The sequence below is a fragment of the Megasphaera sp. An286 genome (assembly GCF_002163455.1).
In the GTDB taxonomy this organism is placed as follows: domain Bacteria; phylum Bacillota; class Negativicutes; order Veillonellales; family Megasphaeraceae; genus Megasphaera; species Megasphaera stantonii.
The window spans coordinates 1-10,230 of record NZ_NFIY01000033.1; the positions used below are offsets into that span (position 1 = coordinate 1).

Here is a 10,230-nt window from a genome sequence, read left to right on the forward strand (position 1 = left end):
CTTTGCGTGAGATTGTGGTGATTTCATTATACCAAAGAAGTTCCTTCTCTTTTTATATGTTCTTCACTTTTGTGCAGTAAAGTTTTCCCACAATTATTTTACACTAACCATTATTTTATCGTTTAGAACTGAAAGAAAGGCTGATGCCATGAAAAATTTAATTTATCAAAGCTTGCAAGGATTCGTCTTAACAGCTCATTTCCATACAAAAAACGGAGCCTCCGTATCCTTCCTCTGCACGGCAGCTCCGTTCATATCACATATATAAGCAATCTCATAGTATGTTACACATACCCCAGCTCGCACAGGCTCGTAAAGGTCCCGTCACCGATGATGATGTGATCCAGGACGGGAATTTCCATGATGTGGCCGGCCTGGGCGATTTGCCTGGTCACGGCGATGTCGTCGCTGCTGGGAGACGGGTCGCCGCTGGGATGGTTATGTACCAGTACGACGGCGGCAGCGTTGTACTGAATAGCAAAGCGAAAGACCTCGCGGGACTTTGCCAGGCTGGAATTAATCGTGCCGATGGTCAGCGTCCGCACGGCGATGAGCTGATTTTTCGTCGATAAGTATACGGCGCGGAGCTGCTCCTGCGGCAGGAAGCGCATATCTTCCATGACGTATTCGGCAATGGCCTGAGGCGTGCTGAAATCGGGAGCGTTCTGCTTGACCCGCTGGCGGGCAATGCGCCGTCCCAGCTCGACGGCCGCGCAGATCGTCACGGCCTTGTCGGCTCCTACGCCGCGGATGGCGCACAAGTCGGCTACGCTGGCCTCGCTGAGGTAATAGAGGTTTTCTCCCGGCAGAGAACGCAGCAGGGACCGCGACACGTCCAAGACGGAATGGCCCTTCACGCCCGTGCGCAGCAAAATAGCCAGTAAATCCTGATCCGTCACGGCTTGCGCGCCTTGCTGGAGAAATTTTTCCCGCGGCTTTTCGCAGCAGGCCATAGGCTGGACCGGGCTCATCAGGCATTTACCTTGGCCTTGTGGAGCATCCGGCAGACCTGGGACAAAGGCAGGCCGACGACGTTCGTATAGGAGCCGTTGATCTTGTCTACAAAAGCTGCGGCCCGTCCCTGAATGCCGTAGGCTCCGGCCTTATCCAAGGGATCGCCGCTGGATACGTAGGTTTCAATTTCCTCATCGGTCAGCCGGCGGAACCACACCTTCGTTTCGACGACCTTCGTATATACGTCCTTATCGCGCACCAGAGCCACGCCGGTCAGTACGGAGTGCTTCCCGTTAGAGAGGCGGTGGAGCATGGCCGACGCTTCCTTGGCATTGCGGGGCTTCCCTAAGATTTCGCCGTCTGCGACGACGATCGTATCGGCTCCCAACACCCACTGGCCGGGATATTTTTCAGCGACGTCGCAGGCTTTGCCAACGGCCTGAGCCTGTACGTATTTTTCCGGGTCCTTCTTTTTCGGCGAATCTTCCTGATACGTACTGGGATTCACCATATAGGTAATACCGGCCTGAGTGAGTAATTCGCGCCGCCGCGGCGACCCTGAAGCTAAAATCAACACGGGAATGACCTCCTCTAACTGACGTGACGATAGATAAACAACGCTACGAAGACCCCAAGGATGCTCAGCAAGTTGGGAGCAAAGCGAATGCCAAAATTAATCTGCATGATATATAAGTTCAAATCGACGTTCTGAATATTAAAGATTTCATAATGCTGCGACAGCATGGGCATGAGGTCGCCCAGCTGGATTCCCGATAAAACTTCTCCAAGAATGCCGCCCAACAGGCCGCCTGCCAACAGAAACAATATGAGAAGCAGCACGCCATGAGACCCAAAGGATTTCATAACTTATAGTTCCCCCTCTACCGGTAATGGTGTGATTCCATTATACAGTGTTCCCTGCGGCACTGCAACTGAAATACAAAAACGAACCGGTATTCTCATCGAAATTTAAGACCGATGGAAAGACCGGTTCGTTTTCTCATGCTATTTTAATCTTCTTTTAAGATTTCTCTCATCTTACTGCTTTTTCTGCATCTTGGCCCACGTATCGCGCAGCCCGACGATGCGGTTTACGACGAGGCGTTCCGGCGTCGAGTCCTTGTCGATGACGAAGTAGCCCTGACGGAGGAACTGGAATTTGTCGCCGGCATGGTAGGAAGCCAGAGCGGCTTCGCCCTTGCTGGCAAAGGTTTCCAGGCTGTTGGGGTTGATCTGGGACAGAAAATCCTTCTTGTCGCCTTCGGCGTCGTCCGATTCATCGGTCTTAAACAGGTAGTCGTAGACCCGCGTTTCGACGTCGACAGCGTCTTCGGCGTTGACCCAGTGGAGGGTGCCCTTCACCTTGCGGCCTGCATTGGCGCCGCTGCCGCTCTTGCTTTCCGGGTCGTACGTGCAGTGTAGCTCGACGATGTTGCCGGCTTCGTCCTTGACGACGTCTTCACACTTGATGATGTAGCTGTATTTCAGGCGGACTTCCTTGCCCGGAGCCAGGCGGAAGAACTTCTTGACCGGTTCTTCCATGAAGTCGTTCTTTTCGATGTAGATGGTCTTGCTGAAGGTAATCTGACGGGTGCCCATGGCTTCGTTTTCCTGATTGTTTTCCGCCGTTATCGTTTCCGTCTGGCCGTCGGGATAGTTGGTAATGACGACCTTCAGGGGATCGATGACCGTCATGAGACGCGGCGCTTTGAGCTTTAAGTCTTCACGGATGCAGTACTCGAGAAGGGATATGTCAACCATGCTGTCAGCTTTGGCTACGCCGATGCGTTCGCAGAAGTCGCGGATGGCTTCGGGCGTGTAGCCGCGGCGGCGAATACCGGAAATGGTCGGCATACGCGGGTCATCCCAGCCGCTGACGATGCCTTTTTCTACGAGGGTGCGCAGCTTGCGCTTGCTTGTAATCATATTGGTGACGTTCAGACGGGCGAATTCAATCTGGCGCGGCTTCTGGCCTTCCGGGTCGTCCCATTCTTCGAGGACCCAGTTGTACAGGGGGCGGTGGTCTTCAAATTCAAGGGTACAGATCGAGTGGGTAATCCGTTCAATGGCGTCCGATACGGGATGGGCGAAGTCGTACATCGGGTAAATGCACCATTTGTCACCTGTGCGGTGATGATGGGCATGGACGATGCGGTACAGGACAGGATCGCGCATATTGAGGTTCGGGCTGGCCATGTCGATCTTAGCACGCAGTACTTTTTCGCCGTCGCCGTACTTGCCTTCCTTCATTTCGGCAAAGAGCTTCAGGTTTTCTTCGACGCTGCGGCTGCGGTACGGGCTTTCCTTGCCCGGCGTGCTGAAGGTGCCGCGGTATTCGCGGATTTCATCGCCTGACAAATCGTCGACGTAGGCCTTGCCCAATTTGATCAATTTGACAGCGTAGTTGTACAGGGTATCGAAATAATCAGAAGCGTAGAACATGCGGTCGTCCCAGGTAAAGCCCAGCCACTGGACGTCCTCCTTGATGGAATTGACGTATTCCACGTCTTCCTTGGACGGGTTCGTATCGTCGAAGCGCAGGTTCGTAATACCGCCGTACTTTTTGGCGATGCCGAAGTTCAAGCAAATCGATTTCGCGTGACCGATGTGGAGATAGCCGTTCGGTTCCGGCGGAAAACGGGTATGGATGCGCTTTCCATATGTATTTTTTTCGTTATCTTCATCGATAATATTTTCAATAAAATTCTTTGTGATTTCGTTATCCATGAACGAGTCTCCCCTTTATGCCTTATGTATGATGTTTTATTTTATCACAAATTACAGAGCCTTTCTACTTATAAATTCAGCAAACCAGCCGGTTTCCGGCATTTTCAAGATATTTTTCTACAGAATCGCAGCCAAAATTCACCTATATCACATATTGTCGGAATCGTTCTGCCTATATTGGCAGCAGGCCTGTTCCAGCAGCGGGAAACAACAGCATCGCTGCATAACTTTTTTGTCAATCGATTTCAGCGTATCGCCCCCGACAAAGAACAGGTTTCGTAACGCCCTTGCAACTTTTATAATGTTCGCTTCGTCTTCTTTGATGTATTCATATTGATGCTGCAGCAGCCGCCGATACTGTTTATCTTGAATTGCGTCGAAATCAATGAGCAGTAATTCCGCGACAGGTACTGGAATCATATTGTTAAAATTAATAGCGCCGTATACGCCTTTATTAATTTTTCTAAAATCTTTTCCGTTTTTCATTTTCAAATGCTTGGGCTTAGGCGACGATAAAGGCGCGTAATACGTCACGCCCCCTACTTCTACGACAATTCCCACATACGGTCGCTTTTGATTTTTATTATCCGGCACTTTTTCATCAAACTGCTTTAGATATTGTATATACGTATCGCTGACATGATACAGACGCATAGCTTCTCCTTTTTATACAAAAATAGAGGACGTTTTCACGCCCTCCATCGTTTTTTAGGTCCTCACTTTATGGTAGAGGCTCACCGCTTTTTTAGGTCCTCACTTTATGGTAGAGGCTCACCGCTTTTTTAGGTCCTCACTTTATGGTAGAGGCTCACCGCTTTCTTTCATTTATATTTTACAAAACATTTCTTCCGCAGTCAATACGCATTCTCGTCTCAGCGCTATATTGCCTATAACATATGTGATATAATAAAATATACATATATCTTTAAGAATTAAAGGAGACGATTGGACATGCTGATAAAAAAATTAGTAACCTACGAGGATATGGGCCTGGTGCAGTGGGGCGTCCTCGACGAGACGGAAACGGGCGTATACGGCGCTATTGCTCTGGAAGAGGCCTTCTTTACGCCGCTGCCGGAAACGCTTCTCGAATTCATCCGTCAGGGAAATGAAGGCCTGCTGGCCTTAGCCGACGCGCTGGAACAGAATGAAAAGACCCATGCCGTCGCGGCCCAGCCTCTGGATACGGTTCGCATCATGGCGCCTATTCCCCGCGTAGAACGCAATATCTTCTGCATTGGAAAAAATTATGCCGACCACATTGCCGAATTCGACAAGACGGCTATGCCGGAGCTGCCGAAATACCCTTTAATTTTTACTAAAGCCACGACATCGGTCATCGGCCCTGACGACCTCATCGATCCCCATAAAAACGTCACCAACGCCCTCGATTATGAAGGCGAGCTGGCCGTCATCATCGGCAAGGAAGGCTCTGATATCCCCGTGGGCGAAGCCATGGATTACGTATACGGCTTCACGATTTTAAACGACGTAACGGCTCGCGATCTGCAGGCCAACCATGTCCAGTGGTTTCACGGCAAGAGCTTGGATACGTTCTGCCCTATGGGGCCCTTCCTGCTCCTGCGGGACGCTGCGCCCGATACCTTTACGGTCGTCACCAAGGTCAATGGCGAAGTGCGACAGGACGCGACGACAGGCGAATTTATCTTCACCATTCCCCAGCTCATCCAGACCCTCTCGCAGGGAACGACCCTCCTGCCCGGCGACATCATCGCTACGGGCACGCCGTCCGGCGTAGGCGTAGGCTTCAATCCGCCTAAATTCATCCATTCCGGCGACGTCGTAGAAATCTCCATTTCCGATATTGGAACGCTGACTAACAAAGTAAAATAAAGGGCTATGCAAAAACAGTTTCTCTCTGCCAGATATCTTAGTAGGCTGAGAAGCTGTTTTTCATACAAAACGCCCCGCTCCTAGAGGGAACGGGGCGTTTACGTTATTCATATATCGTTGTCGGGGCTATTACCCGTGCAGTTCCCGATCCAGGGCTTCTAAGCGGGCAATGCGGTTTTCCGTAGACGGATGGGTGCTGAATAAATTCATCAAATTGCCTTTGAGACCCGAGAAGGGATTGATGATGCACATGTGGGCCGTCGACTGAGTCGCACCGGGCATGACCCGGTAATGGGCGTAGTTATCGATCTTAGCCAGCGCTCTGGCCAGAGCCAGCGGGTCGTCGATCATGCGGCCCCCTTCTTCGTCGGCCATGTATTCGCGCGTACGGGAAATGGCGAACTGAATCAGCGCCGCCGCAATGGGCGCAATGATAATCGTGCCGATCAGGGCGATGGGATTAGTGCTTTCGCCGTCTTCATCACGGCCGCCGCCGAAGATAGCCGCCCACTGGGCGATGTTGGCGATCATGGAAATGACGCTGGCGAAGCAGGCGACAATCGTGCTAATCAGGATATCGCGGTGCATGATGTGGGACATTTCATGGGCCAGGACGCCGCGGATTTCGTCTTCGTCCAGCATCTCCATGATGCCCTCCGTAGCCGCGACGGCTGCATGGGAAGGGTTGCGGCCCGTAGCAAAGGCGTTGGGCACGTCCGTAGGAATGACATATACCTTCGGCATGGGAAGTTCCGCCCGCCGGGCTAGGTCTTCGACGATATGGTACAGGTAATGGCCTTGGCCGACTTCCTGGGCTTTATACATTTTTAAGACAATCGAATCGCTGAACCAATAGGAAAAGAAATTCATCCCTAAGGCGATGACCAGCATGATCATGACGCCGCCGCGGCCGCCGAAGGCTCCGCCGATGAGCATCATAATACAAGCCAGCAAAGTCATCAAAAACACTGTTTTTACACTATTCATGGTGACGTCTCCTCACTCTTCAAGGAATATAAAAGTCAAAAAGTAAAATGGTGTACTATTATTATATATGAGAATCTTTTTTATGTCAATAGAACATGGACTTTTGTCTTGTCATTCCTTTAAAACATGATTATTGTACCGGCGGATGACGACGGCGTACATGCCGTCCTTATCCTTTTCCGCCTTAGCGAAGACGACGATAGTCACGTCGCCGCGGACCCACGTCGTCATGCGGCCATTCTGCCTAACGGGAAAGTCGTCCATGGCGGCGTAAATGCTGGCGCGAAGACGCCGGTAGATGTCTCGGGCCGTCTTTTTGTCGGCCGTGCGGAAATAATTGTCGAAGGCTAATACCTTACTGTCAGCCGCCGTATCGTCCGTCAGGATGACCAGGCCTTCCTGCACGGTCACGCCGTCGCGGGTCACAGACCGCTCCGCCCGTTCCAGCTTGGACGTCGTATTTCCGTAAAAGGTCCAGCCGGGCAACGCGGAAAAGTTAGCGTCGAAATCTGCCCGGGACATACCCAGGTACACCGTGTCATAGGCCGTCGTCGGGCTGAGGGAAATCTCGTCGACAGACTGATCGTAGTCGAAGGCCGACGCCGTCATCGGGCCTAGCACCAGGCAGCAGGCAAAGGCGAGGGCGCAAAAAATCCGTTTCATAGTTTAAACCTGCCTTTCTCTTATAAAAAAGGAAGCAATGCCAGACTAAATACGCTGAATACGAGCCGCTGCAGGGGAATCAAAATATACGAGAAGACCGGCGTCATCATCAAGGCAATGAGGATGATAAAGCTGTACCGTTCCAGGCTCGCCAGGCGATAGTTCCATTCCGACGGCAGGAAGCACATGAGGATGCGCGAGCCGTCCAGCGGCGGCAGGGGCAGCAAGTTGAAGATGGCAAAGTTGATATTATATATGACGATCATGCTCAGGACAAGCTGCAGGGCCGTACCGGTAAATAAATCCAGTCGGCTGAAGACAACCTGGGCGACGAGGGCGACGAACGCCACGATCAGATTGGCCGCCGGACCGGCAAAGGCTACGCACAGCTCCCCCTTCCGCCAGCTGCGGAAATTATTGGGGTTGATCATGACCGGCTTGGCCCAGCCGAAGCGGGCTACGAGGAGCATGAGCGCCCCGATGGGGTCGATATGGGCCATAGGGTTCAGCGTCAGCCGTCCCATCAGGCGCGGCGTGTCGTCGCCCATATAATCGGCCACGAGCGCATGGGCGTATTCGTGCATGACCATGGCGATGAGCAGGCCGGGAATACCAGCGACGATATGCAATATGTTGAAATCAAACATGTATATTCCTCCATTATACGTTGTTGTAAAATATACTATTTATGTATTTTATAGTAATATACGATGCGCAAAAAGTCAACGACAACGAGCCGCTGAAGCAGCTCCAGCGGCTCGTTGTCCTCTATCGTTTACCTAAATTTTACATTCCGGCGGCCTGAATGCGGCTCTATCGCCTCTCAGCAGATTTCCCATACAAAGGTTGCCGAATCGCCGGCGTGAATATCTTCCGGTTCCATATCGATGGATTTCACGCTCTTCACGCTGCTCAGACATTCGCTTTCGTAGGAAAAACGGGTCGACGAATAGATAGACAGCTCGTCCCAGCTGTAATGTATCGACAGCAGAGCGCCCAGGGACGCCCCCGACGCTTCACACAGGATTTCAGCCCTGCGCCGCGCGTTTTCCGCAGCCGAGCGAAGGATGTCGTCTTTTAATTTCTCCGAGTCCTTTACGGAAAAGCGGATTTCTATTTCCGGAGCGGATATGCAGGCCGCCATAGCTGAAAGAGCCTGCGACAGGCGGCGCGATTCGAAATCAAACTGCAGCCTTACGTCGTGATGCACTACAAACCCTTCAAATATGCGCTTATAATTGCCATCTCTGTCCTTTATCGTGTCATATGCCGTATCGACCCTGAACTTCGTCGTCTTAAGGTCGTCGGCTCCAAATCCGGCATGTTTCAGCGCCCGGCTGAGGCCGTCGATCTTTTCCGCCGCCCTATCCATCGCCGTATCATATTCCATGTCGCTCGTCTTCATAGACATATTGATAGTAACGAAGTCGGCTTTCGCCGTCGCTTTTCCTACGCCCCGCACGGTAATAGTTCTCGTCATGTTACATTCCTCCTATGCTAAATACAGTATTCCATATCACTTCATTTAGAAAAAAATTGACAACAAGCCGCTGCCGGTTATAATGAAAGTCATCACTACAAGTAACAACATAACTAAAAGGGACGTGACGACATGACAAAAAAAGCTTTGTGGACTAAACCGTTCTTGCTGACGGGCGGCGTCAATTTTTTCCAGCTGTTTACCCAATATATCCTGATTACGACGCTGCCCCTCTGTATCATCGACGAATTTCATGGCAGCGAGCTCGAAGCCGGCCTGGCCATGACGTTTTTTCAGATCGGCACCAGCGTCTTCCGGCCTGTCGCCGGATATTTGGTAGACGAAAAGCAGAAGAGACGCCTCCTCTTAGGCTCCCTGGTTTTATTTTTCCTGGTCATGGCCGCCTTCAACGCCGCCGACTGCGTCGAAGCGCTGTACGGCCTGCGCCTCGTCCACGGCATCGTCTTCGCTTTGGCTACGACGACGGCTGCTTCTATCGCCGTGTTAGTCATTCCGCCGTCGCGGCGCGGCGAAGGCATTGGATATTTTTCCGTCACGACCAATATGGCGATGGTCGTCGGGCCGCTGGCCGGGCTGCTGTTATACCAGACGCTCCGCATATCTGGCTTGTTTCTGGCCCTCGCAGTCCTGGCCGCTCTGATTCTCGCCGCGGCCTCGGCCATTTCCCTGCCGCCAAAGGCGGTGCAGCCATCGCCATCTGCCTCTAAAACGCCTTTTTTTGAACATTTCATCGAAAAGCGCTCTCTTTTAGCGTCATTCTTAGGCGGACTGGTATTCTTCGCCTACGGCGGCATCCTGACCTTTATTCCCCTGTACGCCGCGTCCCTGCACATGGCCGAAAGCACAGGATTATTTTTTGCCGTCTTTGCCGTCGTCATCGTCGCCAGCCGCCCCGTCGTAGGAAACGTACTGGACCGCGTCGGCCCCAGCCACGTCGTATATCCCGGCTTCGCCTTATTTATCATCGGCTTTATTCTCTTCGGTTTTGTCAGTACGAAGCTGTGGTTTCTCCTGTCGGCAGCTATCCTCGGTCTCGGCTTCGGCGCTCTCAGTCCCGTATTTCAGACACTGGCCGTTCAAAGCGTTCCTGCCAGCCGGGCCGGCGCCGCTACGGCCACGTACTTTTGGTTCCTGGATATCTTCGTCGGCCTGGCCGCCATGACCTTAGGCCTCGTCGCCCAATGGTTCGGCTACAGCCTGCTCTACGGCGTCCTCTGCCCAGCCGTCGTACTGGTCACGGCAGCCCTGTATTACGTCGAGTATACCCGCCGCTGCTTTCACTCCTAAAAGAATATCGCCTTTATGTATAGGATATTATCACAAGACGACAGATCTTGTCGCTGCCAAAAAAGTCCCAGAATTGAACTGACCCCCAAAAGTTAGACCAAAAATCTAACGATGGGAGGTCAGTTTTTTTATGGCAAAATACAGTTACGAATTTAAGAAGCAACTGGTATCAGAATACTTGGACAATCAGGGAAGCTACGCTTCCATTTCACAAAAACATGGCATGTCGAGCAGTTGCCAGTTAAAAACGTGGGTTG

At 51.9% G+C, this 10,230-nt stretch carries 12 protein-coding genes; 3 read left to right on the plus strand and 9 right to left on the minus strand.

Going from position 1 to position 10,230, the window contains the following annotated elements:
* Window positions 1–284 precede the first annotated feature (284 nt).
* From radC to B5F80_RS10805, 5 genes are all read right to left on the minus strand, one after another.
* Window positions 285–974 (minus strand): DNA repair protein RadC, encoded by a 690-nt coding sequence (gene radC, locus B5F80_RS10785; protein WP_087478828.1) that lies wholly within the window; start codon window positions 972–974, stop codon window positions 285–287.
* Window positions 971–1,531, minus strand: coding sequence for a Maf family protein (locus tag B5F80_RS10790; protein WP_087478829.1), 561 nt, complete (start codon window positions 1,529–1,531; stop codon window positions 971–973). Before B5F80_RS10790 ends, radC begins: the two co-directional genes overlap by 4 nt.
* Window positions 1,532–1,545: 14 nt before the next feature.
* Window positions 1,546–1,818, minus strand: coding sequence for a DUF4321 domain-containing protein (locus B5F80_RS10795; protein WP_087478830.1), 273 nt, complete (start codon window positions 1,816–1,818; stop codon window positions 1,546–1,548).
* A 174-nt stretch (window positions 1,819–1,992) separates the two neighbouring features.
* The gene (locus tag B5F80_RS10800; protein WP_087478831.1) at window positions 1,993–3,681 is read right to left on the minus strand and encodes a glutamine--tRNA ligase/YqeY domain fusion protein; all 1,689 of its coding nucleotides are present in this window, start codon (window positions 3,679–3,681) and stop codon (window positions 1,993–1,995) included.
* 147 nt (window positions 3,682–3,828) lie between these two features.
* Complete coding sequence (locus tag B5F80_RS10805; protein ID WP_087478832.1) at window positions 3,829–4,335, minus strand: type III toxin-antitoxin system ToxN/AbiQ family toxin; 507 nt, start codon at window positions 4,333–4,335, stop codon at window positions 3,829–3,831.
* A gap of 297 nt (window positions 4,336–4,632) precedes the next feature.
* Here B5F80_RS10805 and B5F80_RS10810 point away from each other — a divergent pair, with 297 nt between their 5' ends.
* Window positions 4,633–5,535 (plus strand): fumarylacetoacetate hydrolase family protein, encoded by a 903-nt coding sequence (locus tag B5F80_RS10810; protein WP_087478833.1) that lies wholly within the window; start codon window positions 4,633–4,635, stop codon window positions 5,533–5,535.
* Window positions 5,536–5,664: 129 nt separating this feature from the next.
* Here the strand turns inward: B5F80_RS10810 and htpX are convergent, their stop codons facing one another.
* The 4 genes from htpX to B5F80_RS10830 all read right to left on the minus strand — a co-directional run bounded on the left by htpX (window position 5,665) and on the right by B5F80_RS10830 (window position 8,665).
* Entirely contained in the window at window positions 5,665–6,522 is an 858-nt protein-coding gene (gene htpX, locus B5F80_RS10815; RefSeq protein ID WP_087478834.1) for a zinc metalloprotease HtpX, read from the minus strand.
* A gap of 111 nt (window positions 6,523–6,633) precedes the next feature.
* Window positions 6,634–7,185 (minus strand): hypothetical protein, encoded by a 552-nt coding sequence (locus tag B5F80_RS10820; RefSeq protein WP_239386354.1) that lies wholly within the window; start codon window positions 7,183–7,185, stop codon window positions 6,634–6,636.
* A gap of 20 nt (window positions 7,186–7,205) precedes the next feature.
* Window positions 7,206–7,832, minus strand: coding sequence for a site-2 protease family protein (locus tag B5F80_RS10825; protein WP_087478835.1), 627 nt, complete (start codon window positions 7,830–7,832; stop codon window positions 7,206–7,208).
* Window positions 7,833–8,008: 176 nt separating this feature from the next.
* Window positions 8,009–8,665 carry an SIMPL domain-containing protein gene (locus B5F80_RS10830; protein ID WP_087478836.1) on the minus strand — a complete coding sequence of 219 codons (657 nt, stop codon included), beginning with the start codon at window positions 8,663–8,665 and terminating at the stop codon, window positions 8,009–8,011.
* Between the two features lie 132 nt (window positions 8,666–8,797).
* Between B5F80_RS10830 and B5F80_RS10835 the strand changes: the two genes are divergently transcribed.
* Both B5F80_RS10835 and B5F80_RS10840 read left to right on the plus strand, forming a co-directional pair.
* Window positions 8,798–9,973 (plus strand): MFS transporter, encoded by a 1,176-nt coding sequence (locus tag B5F80_RS10835; protein WP_087478837.1) that lies wholly within the window; start codon window positions 8,798–8,800, stop codon window positions 9,971–9,973.
* Between the two features lie 130 nt (window positions 9,974–10,103).
* Window positions 10,104–10,230 (plus strand): transposase (locus tag B5F80_RS10840; RefSeq protein ID WP_143747186.1); only part of this gene is annotated, 127 nt, incomplete at its 3' end.

Coding starts and splice junctions, on each gene's coding strand:
- B5F80_RS10800 (WP_087478831.1), bottom strand. CDS start 3,681: ATGGATAACGAAATCACAAAGAATTTTATTGAAAATATTATCGATGAA.
- B5F80_RS10830 (WP_087478836.1), bottom strand. CDS start 8,665: ATGACGAGAACTATTACCGTGCGGGGCGTAGGAAAAGCGACGGCGAAA.
- htpX (WP_087478834.1), bottom strand. CDS start 6,522: ATGAATAGTGTAAAAACAGTGTTTTTGATGACTTTGCTGGCTTGTATT.
- B5F80_RS10820 (WP_239386354.1), bottom strand. CDS start 7,185: ATGAAACGGATTTTTTGCGCCCTCGCCTTTGCCTGCTGCCTGGTGCTA.
- B5F80_RS10810 (WP_087478833.1), top strand. CDS start 4,633: ATGCTGATAAAAAAATTAGTAACCTACGAGGATATGGGCCTGGTGCAG.
- B5F80_RS10825 (WP_087478835.1), bottom strand. CDS start 7,832: ATGTTTGATTTCAACATATTGCATATCGTCGCTGGTATTCCCGGCCTG.
- B5F80_RS10805 (WP_087478832.1), bottom strand. CDS start 4,335: ATGCGTCTGTATCATGTCAGCGATACGTATATACAATATCTAAAGCAG.
- B5F80_RS10835 (WP_087478837.1), top strand. CDS start 8,798: ATGACAAAAAAAGCTTTGTGGACTAAACCGTTCTTGCTGACGGGCGGC.
- B5F80_RS10795 (WP_087478830.1), bottom strand. CDS start 1,818: ATGAAATCCTTTGGGTCTCATGGCGTGCTGCTTCTCATATTGTTTCTG.